Source organism: Alteromonas sp. K632G (assembly GCF_017653625.1).
Lineage (GTDB): Bacteria > Pseudomonadota > Gammaproteobacteria > Enterobacterales > Alteromonadaceae > Alteromonas > Alteromonas naphthalenivorans.
In genome coordinates this window covers 32,227-48,574 of sequence record NZ_JAGGDM010000005.1, presented here as the reverse complement: position 1 = coordinate 48,574, position 16,348 = coordinate 32,227, and the positions used below count along the sequence as shown (strand labels likewise).

17 protein-coding genes and 1 tRNA gene are annotated in these 16,348 nt (G+C 44.2%); 9 read left to right on the top strand and 9 right to left on the bottom strand.

Features of this window, described 5'->3' with window-relative positions:
* Position 1: 1 nt before the first annotated feature.
* The gene (locus tag J5X92_RS06525; protein WP_013786123.1) at positions 2-250 is read left to right on the top strand and encodes a DUF2960 family protein; all 249 of its coding nucleotides are present in this window, start codon (positions 2-4) and stop codon (positions 248-250) included.
* Positions 251-399: 149 nt separating this feature from the next.
* Here the strand turns inward: J5X92_RS06525 and nhaC are convergent, their stop codons facing one another.
* A complete protein-coding gene (gene nhaC, locus J5X92_RS06520) occupies positions 400-1,785 on the bottom strand; it encodes a Na+/H+ antiporter NhaC (RefSeq protein ID WP_126872730.1) in 1,386 nt (461 codons plus the stop codon).
* A gap of 432 nt (positions 1,786-2,217) precedes the next feature.
* Here nhaC and J5X92_RS06515 point away from each other — a divergent pair, with 432 nt between their 5' ends.
* The 4 genes from J5X92_RS06515 to J5X92_RS06500 all read left to right on the top strand — a co-directional run bounded on the left by J5X92_RS06515 (position 2,218) and on the right by J5X92_RS06500 (position 4,718).
* Positions 2,218-2,478: a helix-turn-helix domain-containing protein gene (locus J5X92_RS06515; RefSeq protein WP_013786125.1), complete on the top strand. Its 261-nt coding sequence runs from the start codon at positions 2,218-2,220 to the stop codon at positions 2,476-2,478.
* Position 2,479: 1 nt separating this feature from the next.
* Positions 2,480-2,671, top strand: a complete 192-nt coding sequence (locus J5X92_RS06510; protein WP_013786126.1) for a HipA N-terminal domain-containing protein — start codon at positions 2,480-2,482, stop codon at positions 2,669-2,671.
* A gap of 437 nt (positions 2,672-3,108) precedes the next feature.
* Positions 3,109-3,339: a hypothetical protein gene (locus J5X92_RS06505; protein ID WP_013786127.1), complete on the top strand. Its 231-nt coding sequence runs from the start codon at positions 3,109-3,111 to the stop codon at positions 3,337-3,339.
* Between the two features lie 65 nt (positions 3,340-3,404).
* Positions 3,405-4,718 carry a hypothetical protein gene (locus tag J5X92_RS06500; protein ID WP_013786128.1) on the top strand — a complete coding sequence of 438 codons (1,314 nt, stop codon included), beginning with the start codon at positions 3,405-3,407 and terminating at the stop codon, positions 4,716-4,718.
* A gap of 17 nt (positions 4,719-4,735) precedes the next feature.
* Here J5X92_RS06500 and J5X92_RS06495 read toward each other — a convergent pair.
* Positions 4,736-4,812: transfer RNA gene (locus J5X92_RS06495), tRNA-Arg, on the bottom strand.
* Positions 4,813-5,088: 276 nt separating this feature from the next.
* On the opposite strand from J5X92_RS06495, the gene J5X92_RS06490 reads away from it, so the two are divergent.
* Both J5X92_RS06490 and J5X92_RS06485 read left to right on the top strand, forming a co-directional pair.
* Entirely contained in the window at positions 5,089-5,496 is a 408-nt protein-coding gene (locus J5X92_RS06490; protein WP_013786129.1) for a c-type cytochrome, read from the top strand.
* Positions 5,497-5,603: 107 nt separating this feature from the next.
* Positions 5,604-8,204 (top strand): EAL domain-containing protein, encoded by a 2,601-nt coding sequence (locus J5X92_RS06485; protein WP_126872708.1) that lies wholly within the window; start codon positions 5,604-5,606, stop codon positions 8,202-8,204.
* Positions 8,205-8,357: 153 nt separating this feature from the next.
* Here the strand turns inward: J5X92_RS06485 and rep are convergent, their stop codons facing one another.
* Positions 8,358-10,373 carry a DNA helicase Rep gene (gene rep / locus J5X92_RS06480; RefSeq protein ID WP_126872709.1) on the bottom strand — a complete coding sequence of 672 codons (2,016 nt, stop codon included), beginning with the start codon at positions 10,371-10,373 and terminating at the stop codon, positions 8,358-8,360.
* A gap of 141 nt (positions 10,374-10,514) precedes the next feature.
* Between rep and J5X92_RS06475 the strand changes: the two genes are divergently transcribed.
* Positions 10,515-10,778 carry an accessory factor UbiK family protein gene (locus tag J5X92_RS06475; RefSeq protein WP_013786132.1) on the top strand — a complete coding sequence of 88 codons (264 nt, stop codon included), beginning with the start codon at positions 10,515-10,517 and terminating at the stop codon, positions 10,776-10,778.
* A gap of 54 nt (positions 10,779-10,832) precedes the next feature.
* On the opposite strand, the gene ubiA is transcribed toward J5X92_RS06475, so the two are convergent.
* Entirely contained in the window at positions 10,833-11,690 is an 858-nt protein-coding gene (gene ubiA / locus J5X92_RS06470; protein ID WP_339892082.1) for a 4-hydroxybenzoate octaprenyltransferase, read from the bottom strand.
* A 22-nt stretch (positions 11,691-11,712) separates the two neighbouring features.
* Positions 11,713-12,282: a chorismate lyase gene (locus J5X92_RS06465; protein ID WP_208805157.1), complete on the bottom strand. Its 570-nt coding sequence runs from the start codon at positions 12,280-12,282 to the stop codon at positions 11,713-11,715.
* 198 nt (positions 12,283-12,480) lie between these two features.
* Between J5X92_RS06465 and J5X92_RS06460 the strand changes: the two genes are divergently transcribed.
* Positions 12,481-12,894, top strand: a complete 414-nt coding sequence (locus J5X92_RS06460; RefSeq protein WP_126872711.1) for a flagellar basal body-associated protein FliL — start codon at positions 12,481-12,483, stop codon at positions 12,892-12,894.
* A 41-nt stretch (positions 12,895-12,935) separates the two neighbouring features.
* On the opposite strand, the gene glpG is transcribed toward J5X92_RS06460, so the two are convergent.
* From glpG to kbl, 4 genes are read right to left on the bottom strand one after another with little or no spacing between them, the layout of a single operon-like run.
* On the bottom strand, positions 12,936-13,814 hold the full coding sequence (gene glpG, locus J5X92_RS06455; protein WP_013786136.1) for a rhomboid family intramembrane serine protease GlpG: 879 nt from the start codon (positions 13,812-13,814) through the stop codon (positions 12,936-12,938).
* Positions 13,811-14,128, bottom strand: coding sequence for a thiosulfate sulfurtransferase GlpE (gene glpE, locus J5X92_RS06450; RefSeq protein ID WP_013786137.1), 318 nt, complete (start codon positions 14,126-14,128; stop codon positions 13,811-13,813). Before glpE ends, glpG begins: the two co-directional genes overlap by 4 nt.
* On the bottom strand, positions 14,128-15,153 hold the full coding sequence (gene tdh / locus J5X92_RS06445) for an L-threonine 3-dehydrogenase (protein WP_208805155.1): 1,026 nt from the start codon (positions 15,151-15,153) through the stop codon (positions 14,128-14,130). Before tdh ends, glpE begins: the two co-directional genes overlap by 1 nt.
* Positions 15,150-16,346 carry a glycine C-acetyltransferase gene (gene kbl / locus J5X92_RS06440; protein ID WP_013786139.1) on the bottom strand — a complete coding sequence of 399 codons (1,197 nt, stop codon included), beginning with the start codon at positions 16,344-16,346 and terminating at the stop codon, positions 15,150-15,152. The genes tdh and kbl overlap by 4 nt, the downstream gene beginning before the upstream one ends.
* Positions 16,347-16,348: the final 2 nt, after the last annotated feature.

Sequence of the window (16,348 nt, the reverse complement as noted above, 5' to 3'; positions counted from 1 at the left end):
CATGGCCCATAAAGTACGTTATAAATTTAATGGTGTGGCAAAAGAAATAAACTTTTCTTACAGCCGCTATCAAAATATGCATGAAGCCGTGGCCGATGCTGAAGGAATAGACCTTACTCAGTTTTTGCAAACTGAACAGCAACTTGCCTCAATCAGTAAAGACAAAAAAACCGTAAGAAACTTTAGAGATGCCGAATTTATAAAAATGGGGTTTTCTGATTTGTACTTCTTAAAAAATGGCCAAGAATGATGGTTTCCCCCTACAACGCACACTAATACTTAAATAACCTGTGGGCATTAGAACGAACTAAGTTAAACGTTAAGAGCGCGTTGGAAAACCAGACAACAACCCCGTTTGAACCACTAGCCGGTTTAGCTGGCGGGCTGCTTATTGGTATGTCAGTGGTGTTGTGCTCTTTTTTCTTTCAATAAACCTACGCCCAATGCAGCCATGGTTATCGCAACAACACCATTTAGATAGTTAAAAAATGCATAGGGCGCGTAGTCGAGAACCTCAACCCCTAGGGTTGCAGAGTAAAATGCCCCCGCCGTTGTCCAAGGAATAAGGCCCGTGGTCATGGTAGCGCCTTCTTCCACCGACCGAGAAAGCATGGAAGGATCAAGCTTCTGTTGCTGATATTTTGATTTAAACAATTGGCAATTTAAAATAATAGAGATATACGCTTCGCCCATTGCCACGTTCCCTAAAAAGCCTGAAGCGATGGTGACGGCAATTAACGTTTCGGTGCGCTTTACCCGTTTAATAATGCCCGACAATAACGCCGCTAAAAAGCCTGCTCCGTGCAATATACCGCCCAATGCTATTGCCATTAACGCGAGCAATAGCGTCCAGCTCATACTGCTGATGCCGCCCCGTCCTAGTAATGCATCTAAATTTGCGATACCTGTATTTTGTGGGGTGTTTTCCCAAAGTGCATTGAGTACGCTAATTGTGTTGGTGTCTTGGTAGAAAATAGCAATGATGACGGCAAGAAGAATACTGCATGACATGGCAACTTCAGCTGGGACTTTTTTAATGCTCATTACCGTTAGCAACACCAGCGGTAACAAGGTAATGTAAGGCGCAAGGTTATAGTGGCTGGCAAGCACTGCTTTAATTTTGTATATCTCCTCAACATTTAAACTTTGGCTTGCGTAGGTAAAGCCTATAACTAAGAAAATTACGAATGTTAGAAGAAAGCTAGGCAGTGTAGTTAGCAGCATGGCATACATATGCCGATAAATAGTGGTGCCCGCACTCATCGACGCGAGATTGGTGGTATCAGAAATCGGAGACATTTTATCGCCAAACGTAGCACCAGCCACCACCATGCCGGCGATGACAGGCAACGGTATATTCATGGCTTCGCCAATGCCCATTAGCACTACCCCCATAGTCCCTACCGTGCCCCACGATGTACCTGTGGCTACCGACATTACCGCACACAGAATTAATCCCACCGCCAAGAATATACTGGGGTTTAGCCAACTAAGGCCGTAATAAATTAGGGTTGAGATAGTGCCGCTTTGCATAAAGCTGGCGATAACCATTCCAATGAGGATAAAAATATATATTGCCGGCATTGCCCGCGTTAATGCACTGGTCATTAATTCACGGATTTGCAGGTACTTGTACCCCAAACTAAAGGCATTAATACCAGCCCAAAGCAAACACAAGAAAATTAATGCATGCAGGCTAATGCCTAAGCCAAATAAACCACCCGCTATCAACGCGACAATAACGCTGAAACATAGCAATGACTGGGCAAAGCTGGGGCTACGCATAGAGTGAGGCGAAGTTAAAGGCAAGTTGGCGCACTTAAAAATGAAGTCGTGAGAAGGAGTATAACTACTTTGAAAAGTCTTGTGACTAAGAAAAATCAATACATTAGAAAGAAATGGCGCACCCGACAGGATTCGAACCTGTGACCTTCGCCTCGGAAGGAGGCCTCGTCGAAAAGGGCTTAATCGGTCTACCCCGGCGGAAAGCGTCTACACAGCGTGTATAAAGGGATTGAGAGTTTCATGAGCACTAGCCGATTTACATCGATTAACACCATTGGTCACGGTTACGTCACGGGAAATGCTTTAAAATAAATAACACCCTGCAAGGTATAATTTGACACTTATACCGTAAAGGGTATATTGAACTTAATATACCTTTTAGGGGTTACGTTTAAAGTTATACCTTAAAGGGATTAATAGTGGAGAGGCATAATGAAGCTTAATAACTCAAAAGAACTGGCTGATTATATAAAGCTACATCGAAATACGCTAAACCGTACGCAAACCGATGTGGCACAGCATGTTGGTTTAAAGCAAAAAACCATCTCGGCTATTGAAAATTCTGCCGGTACCTCCCGTATTGATACCCTCTTTAAAATTGCGCATGAACTCGGTCTCTCTATTGAACTCAAGCCAAAGCAAGAAAATGAAAGCGGCCAAAAGACTGATAGTGGCTGGGATCAGGAGTGGTAATATGGAGCTGATGGTAAGCCTTAACGGGGTCAAAGTAGGTACACTGTTAAAAGATAAGAGCGGTGGGCTCCATTTTTCTTATACTGAACGTTGGATGAAGCGCGCAGGCGCACGCCCTATTTCTTTGTCGCTGCCTATTACAAAGCAAAAATACGCTGGCGACGTAGATAGAGTTCGTGAGCCGAATTTGTAACGTTAATAGGTGGTGTATTCTGTAAGCGCGATGAGTCCCCCATACACCCGCTCTATAAAGGGAAAGCGGACACAAAAACCGGAGAACTTAAACAAGCCTAATTTTATGAGATTATCTAGATTTCGTTGCGAAGCGTAAAGCTAGGGAAAAACTGATTAGTCGAATTCATTAGTTGTGTATTAAAAAACCGTGGAACTAGAGCCGCATCGCGGCTCAGATGCTTTTACTTGGAGTTCTGTAAATAAATGTACTAGATGCTACTTAGTGGCATTAGAACTGATCACCCATCGTATTTTCACGTATTAGTAATAGTTATTTTATTGACAATATACCCAATGTAAACGAATCTAGATAAAGAGAAATCGTATGTAGTTGACGGAAATGCTGCATATGTGTACAATTCTGCGCCCCTCGTATGGGAATCCAAGGAGAATAAAATGGCTACCTTATTATATGCCTTAGCTTTGGCTATTTGTGCATACTTAGTGTACTCAGTGGCTATAATTCGTCTTCAGAGTAAAATGAAACGAAGAGAAGATGAATTAAGAAAAGTTGGTGTGACGCCATCAGGCTCAGGTTTATGTCATGGGATGAAGTTAAACCATAATAAATCCGGCGTAATCAAAGACCAAAAAAAATCATCGGCATGGTATAGTCGTCTGGCCTAACAGAAAATTATTTTTTAAGAAGTCCTGCCTATGGCAGGATTTTTTTGTTTATATGGAAGTAAAAAGTGAAGGAAAATAAAGATTATCGTTACGTCGGTTGGATACCATGCGTAAATGGTCATCTAGACTTTGGTTTAACAAAAGTCGGAATTAAAGGAGGTTTTACAACTCCTGAACACAAAGACCTTTCTGTCATTGACGAAAATTTATCAGCCAATGGCTCTCACGCTGACTCACATGTTCGAAGAATAATACTTCAATCTTGGGTGGATTGGCGAGATACAAAGCTAGATAACGAAAACAATACAATTGGACAATTTAGGCTTTTTACTTGTGGCGAAGTAAATGAATCTCCGGATATGGATGAACGCGCTTTACACGCTACAATACTCATTTATCCGTTAGATGCAGAGCCTGACGACTTAAACGAAAAACGGGAGATGCCTCTCCATAATTTAACTCACAACATCTGCAAAGATAACATTGATGAGCAATATACTAAGCTCAAAGCTCTTCTAAAAGAGGGAGAGCATATCAGTGGCCTGAAAGAGGACTGTTTGAAGGCAGTACTTGATATAAAAATAGAACCTAACGGACTAATTTTCCTTGATTATGAGAACTCAAGCTCTGCACTTGATGCAGATAGTAAGTATGTAATAGCTCGTCAAGTCTATTACTACATCAAGTATTCTACCCACAGTCATAAACATCACATTGATGAACAAGACTCTTTAACGACTATTACTACAAATGATTCAGAAGCACCATTAAGATTACTAACCCAACTCAAACGCGAGCTCACAACATTAAGCCGAATCGCAAAGTTTGACAATTCCACACATCCAACAAATAACTCACTTGGGATTATTGCTTATAGCAAATCATTAGTAATAGCCTGTCGAACATTAGGTATGTTGTCAGAAGAAAAGGCGCAAGTTGAGCTAGAGCGTCTAGACAATGTAAAAGAATCTTTTTCTGCACTTGATGGAAGTATTAAATATATTGATTCAGCATATGAGCTTATAGCCTCAAAAGCTAAAGTATGGCTAGGCTTTTCTCTAATATTTCTCTGGGGCATATCAAATTTCCTATTTGAAAGTGCCCCAACAAAGTATGAGATTAAGCAAGCCTACGTTGTACCACTTGCCATTGCTATCCTCGCAGGAGTTGTATATCACTTATTCACTAAATATTACAAAATAAGAAACAATGCTATACGGGTTAAGGAAATTTACTATCTAAACAAACTAGGTTCATCCCTGAAAATTATCCTAGCTCTCTGTGGACTTATTTGCCTAATTTGGCTAGCTAATGAAGATGAACCTGCTACACATTTCCTACATATTTTTAAAACGGTATTCCCACAAGAAGATATTTAGCTTAAACCCTTTAAAAATGGCGCACCCGACAGGATTCGAACCTGTGACCTTCGCCTCCGGAGGGCGACGCTCTATCCAGCTGAGCTACGGGTGCATTGAAAATAGCTTAATGTGATAAAAATTTAACCTGTTCTAAAGGAATAAGAACGTGGTGTGGTTAAACTTCCTGCTTAAGCGCGGCGTAATGATACTTAGGCCATGGGCTCGCATCAACTGGTTTGTGTAATTCTCTTACTTTAATGGGTTTTTAAGGTACTTTATCCTTACTTTTTATAGGTAATTGGTAGCAAATAGTTGTTCGGGCTTGAATTACCGTTATAATCTGGCCAGTTATACTTTAATTAAAGTTCATGATTGCCTGGAGACAGATGTGAAATTGAAAACCTGGTTTATTGTTGCAGCTACAGCACTTACGGTGTTTGCGGCGCAAGCACAAGAAATGAGTAACGACGATATTGCTAACCGTATTAAGCCGGTTGGTCAGATACACGTAGCTGGCGCTGAAGCTGCTGGCCCTGCTGCTGCAGGTGGTGGTGCTAAGTCGGGTGAAGATGTTTATAACTCTGCCTGTGTAGCGTGTCATAGTTCTGGCGTACTTGGTGCACCTAAAGTTCACGTAGCCGCTGATTGGCAGCCGCGCTTAGACGAAAAAGGCCTAGACGGCGTATGGCAAAATGCCCTTAACGGTATTAACGCTATGCCTCCTCGTGGTACGTGTGCTTCGTGCTCTGATGATGAAATTAAAGCCGCAATTGAGTACATGATAGAAGGTATCTAACCTTCTATCTTTACGTACAATGTGTTGGAAAAAGTAGCGTTTTTGATGTAGATCGGGTAATTTAACCGCATCTAAGAATAAGCTATTTTTACTTGCCGGCGAACGGAATGTCATCAGATTCAACGCAGTATGAGTTGACAGAAGAAGAACTGCGGGAAATTATCCCGCAGCTTCAACAACTCACTAATAAATATAAGCGTGCTGAACGAGTTCAGAAAGCGCTATTCGACATTTCCGAGCTAGCAAGTTCTGTTAGTCACCTAAACCGCCTTTACACCGCTATTCATGAAATCATTGCCGACTTCATGAACGCAGATAACTTCTTTGTTGCCTTCTACGAACAAGACAGCCAAATTGTCGACTTCGCCTATTTCGTTGATGAATTTGACGAACAAACCGTTAAACAGTTACCCGCCGATTCGTTAATGGACGGCATGACGGGCTTTATATTGCGCACCGGTCAGCACTTATTTTATAAACGTGCTCAAGAAGAAATATTTGCAGAAGATCACGGCATCAAATTAGTTGGTTCGCAGCCTTTTGAGTTACTTGGGGTTCCACTTAAACGTGGCAGCCAAGTAATTGGTGCTATGGTGGTTCAAACCTACGATGAGGGTGTGCATTACACCCAAGAAGACTTAGAAGTACTGCTGTTTGTTTCTCAGCACATTGTTACCACGGTTGACCGGGTTAAAAACCGCGAACTAACCGAACGTACCATTCGTGAACGTACTCGCCAGCTAAGAAAAATTAATGATGACCTTCAAGAAGAAATTCTTGAGCGCCAAAAAGTAGAGTCGTTACAACAAGCCTTATTTGAAATTTCAGAATTAGCAGCCAACCTAGAAGGCGATATGTCGGTCTTCTATTCTAGTCTGCACGAAATTCTAGCCCGCCTTATTAGTGCACCAAACTGCTTTATCTCTATCATTGATGAATCGAAGCAAATGCTGGAGTTCCCGTATTTTAGTGATATGGAAAGCGAAGACGTTGAAGCTCGCCCAATGGGGTTGGGTTTGACAGAGTTTGTATTACGTACAGGTCAAGCTGAGCTAATTAACCCGCCTAGAGTGTTGGAACTGGCAGAAGCGGGTGAAATTGACGTTACTATTGCCCAAACTATGCTAAACAGTGCCAACTCTTGGCTAGGATCGCCTCTGGTGGTAGATGGTGAGGTGTTTGGGGTAATTGCGGTACAAACCTATGGTAAGCATGCCAAATACAACGCCAGAGACCTAGAGTTACTGCGCTTTGTTTCACACCATATTGCGGTAACCATGGAGCGTAAGCGCAGTACTGAAGAAATTCAGCGCCACAACAGTGAGCTCGAGCTTAGAGTTGCTGCACGCACTGCCGAGCTTGATAGAGCCAACAAATACTTAAAACAGCAAATTGAAGAGCGTAAAGAGATTGAGCTTAAGCTTATTCACGATGCCCATCACGATTCACTGACCGACCTTCCGAACCGCTCGATGTTTACCAGCAGGCTTGAACTCGCCGTTGCCAGTAAGCAGCGCTACACCGAAAACTACTTTGCGGTGTTGTTCATCGACTTAGACCGATTCAAAGTTATCAACGATACCTTGGGCCACCACGCAGGTGATGAGTTCTTGGTTGAAGTGGCTAGACGTATTGCATTATGCATTCGAGGGCACGACTTATTGGCACGTTTAGGTGGCGATGAGTTTGTTGTTTTACTCGATAACTTTGAAGATTTAACCGATGTGCAAGAAGTGGCGTCTCGTATTATCAACTCTATTTCAGAACCGTTTTTGTTAGATGGCCGCGAAATGTATTCGGGTGCCAGTATCGGTATAGCTAATTTAGAGTCGTATTATCGTAGTGCCGATGAAGTGCTGCGTGATGCCGATGCTGCCATGTACCAAGCGAAAACTTTAGGCCGTGGCCGATTTGTTATGTTCGATAAGAGCATGCGCGACCGCCTAATTGAAGAGCTAGAACTAGAAAACGAATTTCGCCGTGCCTTGCGTGATGAAGAGTTTGAATACTTCTTGCAGCCCGTGATTGATTTAAGAGACAACACAACGCTTTACAACGAGATGTATGTGCGTTGGTGCCACCCTACTTTCGGCAAAATAGCCCGAGAGCAGTTTCGCCAAGTGGCCGAACAAAGTGGCTTAACCTTAGATTTAGATTTGTTTCAGCTACGCAAAGCTTGCGAGTTGCTGGCTCACGCGAAAGCAACAGGCGAAGACAAAGGCCGTATTGCGGTGAACGTTTCTATTATTCATTTGCTGCAAGCCTCTATGGTGAATAAGATGATTTCACTGATAGACGAATACAAAATATCGCCCCACGACTTGGTATTTGAGTTTGATGAAAACGATTTAAATCGACGTTCGCAGTTTATTTTGCCTGCCATTAAGAAGTTGAAACGTGCTGGAGTTACCTTAGTACTAGATAACTTTGGTAGCGGGTTAGCGTCGCTTAGTTACTTATTTGCCTACCCGTTCGAGTTCATCAAAATAGACCACAGATTCGTGCGTTCGCTGCCGCGTTCACAGCGAAACCTTAAGCTTATTCAATCGGTAATGCTTATTTCTGAGCACCTTAAATTTAAAGTTATTGCCGAAGGGGTAGATGCCCCCGCACAGCTAAACGCGCTTACCGACATTGAGTGTAATTACGCCCAAGGTAAAGTACTTACTCGCGCTACTGTGCTTGATATGAAACAGCTCGCTGGCTAGCTGTTTCATTAAGCCTAGCGGTTAGTTGCTATCTTCACCTGCTATGTATCACTAACACCTTTTCATTCCGACTATTAGCACTGTTTGTTTCTGTGACTTGTGTCACGGTTTTTTTGAGTGACTTGCGTCACCTTTTATTCGTAACCGCGTGCGCTATTTCTTACCCAGCATGTCTCTTAAATTAGCAATACTGCTTTGGCCTTTTTGCTGGCGCACTTCGGCACTTTCTTTCGGCTTTTGATTTTCCCATTGAAGATCGTCTATGGGTAGCTCGTATAAGAAACGGCTTGGCTCGGGGTTAATGACTTCCCCAAATTGACGGCGTTCTTTCGCGAGGCTAAAAATAAGCTCTCGCTGCGCACGGGTAATGCCTACATACGCTAAGCGGCGCTCTTCTTCTACGTTGTCTTCATCAACACTGCTTTGATGGGGTAACAAGCCTTCTTCCATGCCCACTAAGAACACAATAGGAAATTCTAGCCCTTTAGAAGCGTGCAGGGTCATTAACTGTACTTGATCGCCATCACCGTCGTCTTCGCCCCGCTCCATCATGTCACGTAAAATAAGGCGGTTGACTACTTCGGTAAGATTCATGGGGCTATCAAGCTCGTTGCCTTCTAGCATGTCGGTTACCCAACCAAATAGCGTACTCACGTTCGCCATGCCCATTTCAGCCGCTTTAGGGCTAGCGCTTTGCTCGTATAACCATTCTTCGTAGCTCATCGACTTGATCATGCCACGAAGGGCATCTTTGGTATCGCCTCGGGTAGCATTGTCGGCCACTTCTACTATCCAGCGAGCAAACCCCGATACGGCATCGAAGGCTCTATCCGACAACACGCTGTTTAAATTAGGGTGACAAGCTGCTTCGAACATGGGCACGCCTAAGCTGTTCGCAAAGTTACCCAGCTTTTCCAGCGTTACCCGCCCTATGCCGCGGCTTGGCGTATTAATTACCCGTAGCAAAGCGTTGTCATCGTCCTGATTTACCAACAAACGCAAGTAAGCCATGATGTCTTTCACTTCGGTGCGCCCGAAAAACGACATACCACCACTAATTTTATACGGAATACGGTTACTCATAAGCAGCTTTTCAAACAAGCGACTTTGATGATTTCCTCGGTACAAAATAGCGTAGTCTTTAAACTTAGTACGGTTCATAAACTTGTGCGCTAGCAGCTCTGCTACCACTCGTTCAGCTTCGTGCTCTTCGTTTTTCGCTTCTATGACTCTAAGCGGTTCGCCGTATTGCAGTTCAGAGAACAGAGTTTTGTCGAACAAGTGGGGGTTGTTCTGAATAAGAATGTTCGCGCAATGCAGTATTCGCCCAGAAGAGCGATAGTTCTGTTGTAGCTTAATAACGTTCAAGCGTGGAAAATCTTGCTGCAGCAAGTTTAAGTTTTGTGGCTTAGCACCGCGCCATGAATAAATAGATTGGTCGTCGTCGCCTACTACGGTAAAGCGCGAGCGCTCACCCACCAATAGTTTTACCAGTTCATACTGACTGGTGTTGGTATCTTGATACTCATCCACCAGCAGATAACGAATTTTGTTTTGCCACTTGGCCCGTACGGTTTCACTGGTTTTTAACAGCAGTGTGGGCAACAAAATAAGATCATCAAAATCAAGGGCGTTATAGGCGCGTAAGTTATCTTGGTAGCGCTTATAAGCTTCAGCAAATTCCCGCTCACCGGTACTGGTAGCTTGCTTTAGTAACGCCTCGGGCAGCAGTAAGTCGTTCTTCCAATTTGAAATACAGCTTTGTAATAGCGAAAGCTGATCTTTGTCGCCGTCTAGCGTGTCTTCGGTTAAATCGGTTAGCAGTGCCAACGAGTCTTTGTCGTCGAACAACGAAAAACCAGGCTTTAAGCCTAGCTCTTTAATATGGGCTTTTATAATGGTTAGCCCCATGGTGTGAAAGGTACATACTTTCAAACCACGGGCTTCTGGCTTACCTAAGGTTTCGGCTACCCGCTCTTTCATTTCGCGAGCGGCTTTGTTGGTAAAGGTTACCGCTGCAATATACCGAGCTGGCATATCGCAATTTCTAACTAGGTGCGCAATTTTGTTGGTAATAACCCGAGTTTTACCACTGCCGGCGCCAGCTAATACTAAGCAGGGGCCCGACACAAAGGTGACAGCTGATTGTTGCGCATCGTTTAATTTCATCGCGTTCCTAAATTACGTTCCTAAAAGCTAACAGGTGTAATGTGTGCCATGCTTTTCTTTAATGTGCTTTTTCATTGCAAGAAGTGGCGATACCGATAGAATAGAAGCCTATTCTAACGAAGCGCATTATAAGGGAAATCCATGTTGGATCCGAAAAAACTCGAAGATTTAGCGAAACAGATTGCTGACGCCGTACCACCGGGTGTGCGTAACATGGCTGAAGGCGCAGAAGGTAAAATTAAACAGATTTTACAGTCGCAGCTTTCAAAGCTTGATTTAGTCACTCGTGAAGAGTTCGATATTCAAAGCCAGGTGCTTATTCGCACTCGCGAAAAATTAGATGCGATGGAAGCTCGCATTGTTCAATTAGAAGCGAAAGCAGCTGAAACAACTAAGCCTGAATAGCTTTTTACTCATTAATGCTAAGCGGTTCATTGTGTTAACTAATAACTGAACCGCTTAACCTATCCAAAAATTTGCCACTAAGCCTAACGTAAAAACCAAGCCAACATAGTGATTTTCGATAAAGGCGGTAAAACACCCTTCTCGCTGTCGGTTCTTAATATATTGATACTGGCGGTAAAACAGCCCTGCCCCAATAATTAGCGATAGATAATACGGCCAATGTGCTTCGATAGCCCCGCCAATAAAATACAAAGTAACTAGCATGGTGGCTTGAAGCCCAATAATAATGGGCACGTCGTACTTACCGAACAAAATGGCTGTAGATTTCACCCCTATTTCCAGGTCGTCATCCCTGTCTACCATGGCATACATGGTGTCGTAGGCTACCGTCCATAATAGATTGGCCACAAACAGCCACCAGCCATACGCAGGCACAGTTTCAGACACCGCCATAAACGCCATGGGAATTGCCCACCCAAAGGCCGCGCCCAATACCACTTGCGGTAAGTGAGTGTAGCGTTTCATAAAGGGATAGCTAGCGGCAAGCAACAGCGCAATGACAGATAGTGCAACGGTTTGCCAATTCAGCATCAGCACTAACAAGAAGGCCAGTATAATTAGCCCCGCAAATAGGGTTAGCGCTTGTTTCGAAGTAACTTCTCCCGTGGCCAATGGCCGCGTGGCGGTGCGCTTTACACTGCCATCTACTTTTCTATCGGCGTAGTCGTTGATAACACAGCCCGCTGAGCGCATTACTACCACACCAGCGGTAAAAATAAGCGCAATGCCTATACTGGGTAGGCCTTCAGATGCCATAAGCAATGCCCAAAAGGTAGGCCAAAGCAGCAAGTAAATCCCCACGGGCTTGTCTAGCCGCATCAGGCGACTATACGCAGATGGATGCTGTTTTATATGATTGATGTTTTGGGCTAAATTAAGATTCAGTGCCATTGTCGTACCTTGAATAATAAACGGGGGCATCGGGTAAAAAAACTTCGGCCACTATCATGCTGTCTTCACCTAACGTAAATAATGAACGTCGGCCCCATAATTGTTGAGTGCGTTCAAAGCCTAATGCTGTTGCTGGCAACTGACACAATTGAAACTCAGAGCGTATAAACCTAGCATCGTTAAACAGTCGCTTACCTAAGGGTTCACTGCCTAAATTGGCTAATTCAGCTTCAACCAAACGCTTAGGAATAACGGAACGGGCAAATACCCACGGCAATGCATTACCACACAACAGTACTTCTCGTACCTGAAATGCCTGTGAAGGCAGATGTGATTTTTGGTTCGATAGTAGGCTTTGCTCATTAGCATGAAGTGCGGTTTCAGCTTGCCCTAGCACGTTTAACGAAAATTGATGGCAAAGCGACTGCACCCGCTCGGTTAAGGAGCCCGTATCTAGTAACCAATTTTTTAAATACGGATTGTTACGGGGCGCACTGTCGGCTTGCATCCACTCTACATTTAAGCCAACGGGAAAGCTGCTAGGAAAACTCACTACCAAATCTCTGTCATAATTTTACACGATAAAAAAAGTATCATATCACTTGTTGGTGACATGGTGGTTTATCTGATTGCTAATAGCTAGCATATTGATTTTACGTGTACCTTAGTACTTTTGCAGTAGTGTCATTAACCTATGATTTGCTACACTACAGCCTGTCATCTAAATTAATTGGTATTTTTGGCTCTCATCATGACAAAGTCACTTGCTTCACGTTTTATAGCTACCGCTCTATTAGTTAGTAGTGCTTTCGCCCCTGCATTTGCACAAGAAAAGGCAAATTTTGCTTATCTTGGGCTAGAGCCAGACATCGTTACCAATTACATTGGCGAGTCTTCAAAAAAACTTGGGTATGTTCGCGTTACCGTTGAATTAATGATTTATGACGTAGATCAGCTAGAAATAGCAGAACACCATATGCCGTTATTACGTGCAACTGCCATCGATATCTTCGGCAGACAGCCTGAAGAAAAAGTAAAATCGCTAACGGGCAGAGAAGATATTCGCCGCGCCATTCTAAAAGCACTTCAAGATCATATGAAAAAAGAAACCGGTGGCGAGGTTATCAAAAACGTTATCTTTACCAAATATTTATACCAGGGCTAGGCGCTACTACAGCAGCACCTAGTCAAGAACGAAGGCTCGCGCTATTGCCCTTGCTTTCGTTTATCGGCCCCAAGGCTTAATAGCCCTGCTAGCAAACAGCCGGTAATTAACCCTGCGGTGTGCGCCGCATTGGCCATGTTCACCCACAGCACATCGGCAAAGCCTAATACTAGCCACACCAACATAAAACCTATTACCGATTTAGGCAGCGACAAGCCCCACTGTGGCTTCAGCCAACCTAACCACCATACAAAGCCCATTACAGCGTATACCACTCCTGACAAGCCGCCAAAGAGCATTAAGTTACCTTGTACTGGCGTAGTAAACATCGCTTGAGCCACGTTCGATATAATGGCCGACAGTGCAAACACCACAAACAGCATGCTTTTACCAAAGGTACTTTCTATTTTGGCGCCTAGCATGCACCACCAAAGTAGATTGAAAATAATATGCAGTGCGCTGAAGTGAATAAATGCGGGGCCTAATAGCCTCCACCACTCATGGTTTTCGGCAAGCACACTAAGTGGCTGCATGAGCAGGTGTTGCGCAATGGGGCTGAACAAGCCTAGCAACGACAAACCATACACCAGTACACAAAGTACAAACACAATACTGGTTAACGGTACCGACAATGCATTGTTGATGAACCCTTTCATATCAAACTGACGTGAGGGCACTAAATCGACGTTTTCACCATGCTGCCAAGCAGCTTGCTGATATTTAGGATTGTTCGGTTGCTGAATAAATTCTTCAGTTATGGCGCGGGCTTTAAGTGCATCGTTGTCGTCTGCCAATAATACAACAAACTCATCACCCGTTTCAGTAGGCTTTACCGTGGCGGTGATATTCTGGCTACCTAAGTAGTTAGCCAGTAAATGCGCCACGCCTTGCTGACGAAAAGCAATTAAAGGATGGCTCACGAATTTTCAGACACCACAGACTGACCTAATCGCCATGCTTCGAAACCACCGTCCATACTATAGACGGTGTTAAAACCTTGCTCGGCAATAACCTGTGCGGCTTGCTGACTGCTTACGCCGTGATAGCACACTACTACCACAGGGGTTTCTTTTGGCGTTTGTTCTACAAAGGCCGCGAAGTTATCGTTATTCAACGGCTTCGCTTCTGGCATGTGACCATTAGCAAAAGATTGCGGGTCACGAATATCTACGATGGCTACATCGCCATTGAAGTTTGCTACGTCTTGTACACTAATGTGTGAAAATGCTGTCATTATTGCCAGTCCAGTATAACTTTGCCTGATTGTCCTGAACCCATGGTATCAAAACCTTTCTGAAAGTCATCAACCGAGAAGGTATGTGTGATGATTGGCGACAAATCTAAGCCACTTTGCAGCAAACTTGCCATTTTGTACCAGGTTTCGAACATTTCACGACCGTAGATACCTTTGATCACTAACCCTTTAAAAATAACTTGGTTCCAATCAACCGATACATCTTGTGGTGGAATACCTAGCATTGCCACCTTTCCGCCGTGATTCATTTTCTTTAGCATGTCGCGAAAGGCGACCGGTACGCCCGACATTTCAAGGCCAACATCAAAGCCTTCACTCATCCCAAGCTCGTTCATCACGTCTTGCAAGTCTTCCTTGCTAACATCAACGGCGCGAGTTGCGCCCATCTTTCTAGCAAGCTCTAAGCGATACGGGTTGATGTCGGTGATAACCACATGGCGCGCACCAACGTGACGCGCCACTGCAGCTGCCATAATACCAATAGGACCAGCACCGGTAATTAATACATCTTCACCCACTAAGTCGAAGCTAAGGGCGGTGTGCACAGCATTACCAAATGGGTCGAAAATAGATGCCAGTTCATCACTAATATTATCGGGAATTTTAAATGCGTTAAACGCAGGAATAACCAAATACTCTGCGAAGGCCCCAGAGCGATTTACGCCAACGCCTTCGGTGTTGCGGCATAAATGGCGACGGCCAGCACGACAGTTTCTGCAGTGACCACAGGTAATGTGGCCTTCGCCAGACACTCGGTCGCCAACGGCAAAGCCGCGTACTTCTTGACCCATACCAACTACTTCGCCTACGTATTCGTGGCCTACAACCATAGGTACGGGTATAGTATTTTGCGACCAGTCGTCCCAGTTGTAAATGTGCATGTCGGTACCGCAAATGGCGGTTTTACGAATTTTGATTAATAAATCGTTGTGGCCAACTTCAGGCTCTTGGGTATCTTGAAGCCAAATGCCTTTTTCAGCTTTTGCTTTAACTAACGACTTCATGCAATAACTCCCATTTCACGGCCTACTTCAATAAACGCATCAATGGCTTTGTCTACGTGCTCAATAGAATGCCCAGCTGACATTTGGGTGCGTATTCTAGCTTGCCCTTTAGGTACTACAGGGTATGAGAAACCAATCACGTAAATACCTTTTTCAAGTAGCTTGTCTGCCATCTCGCTAGCAACACGCGCATCGCCTAGCATCACAGGAATAATAGCGTGATCTTTACCTGCAAGGGTAAAGCCAGCATCTTCCATACGAGAACGAAAGTGGGCTGAATTGCGCCATAGTTGTTCACGCAATGCTGCGCCATCTTTCATCATTTCAAATACTTTAAGTGAGGCCGAAACTATAGGTGGAGCAACAGAGTTTGAGAATAAGTACGGGCGAGAGCGTTGACGTAACCACTCAACCACTTCTTTTTTGCCTGACGTATAACCGCCTGATGCGCCGCCCATAGCTTTGCCTAAAGTACCAGTTAAAATATCCACTCGGCCCATTACGTCGCAGTATTCATGACTACCTTTGCCGTTTTCGCCTAAAAAGCCTGTAGCGTGACAATCATCTACCATGACCAGTGCATCGTACTTTTCAGCAAGGTCGCAAATACCTGCAAGGTTGGCAATTACACCGTCCATCGAGAACACGCCATCGGTAGCAATCACTTTAAATCGTGCGCCGTCGGCAACGGCTTGCTTAAGTTGATCTTCCAGTGAGTCCATGTCGTTATTGGCATAACGGTAGCGCTTAGCCTTACACAAACGCACGCCGTCAATAATGCTCGCATGGTTTAACGCATCAGAAATAATGGCGTCTTCTGGGCCAAGCAAGGTTTCAAATAACCCGCCGTTCGCATCGAAGCATGAAGGGTATAAAATAGTGTCTTCGGTACCTAGGAAGCCACTAATTTCGGTTTCTAGCTGTTTGTGTATGTCTTGCGTACCACAAATGAAACGCACAGACGCCATGCCAAACCCGTGGGTTTCAAGGCCACTTTTAGCCGCAGCGATAAGATCAGGATGGTTAGCCAAACCTAAATAGTTGTTCGCACAGAAGTTGATGACATGCTCGCCATTGGCCACGTCTATATCTGCTTGTTGCTGTGAAGTAATAACGCGCTCTTTTTTATACAGACCATCTTCTTTAGTGGCCTCAATTTGCGCTTGCAGGTGAGAGATAAATGCCGCTGACATGT

What these genes read in the sequence shown, in the direction of transcription:
- J5X92_RS06525 (WP_013786123.1), top strand. Translation starts at nt 2, where the DNA reads ATGGCCCATAAAGTACGTTATAAATTTAATGGTGTGGCAAAAGAAATA.
- nhaC (WP_126872730.1), bottom strand. Translation starts at nt 1,785, where the DNA reads ATGCGTAGCCCCAGCTTTGCCCAGTCATTGCTATGTTTCAGCGTTATT.
- J5X92_RS06515 (WP_013786125.1), top strand. Translation starts at nt 2,218, where the DNA reads ATGAAGCTTAATAACTCAAAAGAACTGGCTGATTATATAAAGCTACAT.
- J5X92_RS06510 (WP_013786126.1), top strand. Translation starts at nt 2,480, where the DNA reads ATGGAGCTGATGGTAAGCCTTAACGGGGTCAAAGTAGGTACACTGTTA.
- J5X92_RS06505 (WP_013786127.1), top strand. Translation starts at nt 3,109, where the DNA reads ATGGCTACCTTATTATATGCCTTAGCTTTGGCTATTTGTGCATACTTA.
- J5X92_RS06485 (WP_126872708.1), top strand. Translation starts at nt 5,604, where the DNA reads ATGTCATCAGATTCAACGCAGTATGAGTTGACAGAAGAAGAACTGCGG.
- rep (WP_126872709.1), bottom strand. Translation starts at nt 10,373, where the DNA reads ATGAAATTAAACGATGCGCAACAATCAGCTGTCACCTTTGTGTCGGGC.
- J5X92_RS06475 (WP_013786132.1), top strand. Translation starts at nt 10,515, where the DNA reads ATGTTGGATCCGAAAAAACTCGAAGATTTAGCGAAACAGATTGCTGAC.
- J5X92_RS06460 (WP_126872711.1), top strand. Translation starts at nt 12,481, where the DNA reads ATGACAAAGTCACTTGCTTCACGTTTTATAGCTACCGCTCTATTAGTT.
- glpE (WP_013786137.1), bottom strand. Translation starts at nt 14,128, where the DNA reads ATGACAGCATTTTCACACATTAGTGTACAAGACGTAGCAAACTTCAAT.
- tdh (WP_208805155.1), bottom strand. Translation starts at nt 15,153, where the DNA reads ATGAAGTCGTTAGTTAAAGCAAAAGCTGAAAAAGGCATTTGGCTTCAA.
- kbl (WP_013786139.1), bottom strand. Translation starts at nt 16,346, where the DNA reads ATGTCAGCGGCATTTATCTCTCACCTGCAAGCGCAAATTGAGGCCACT.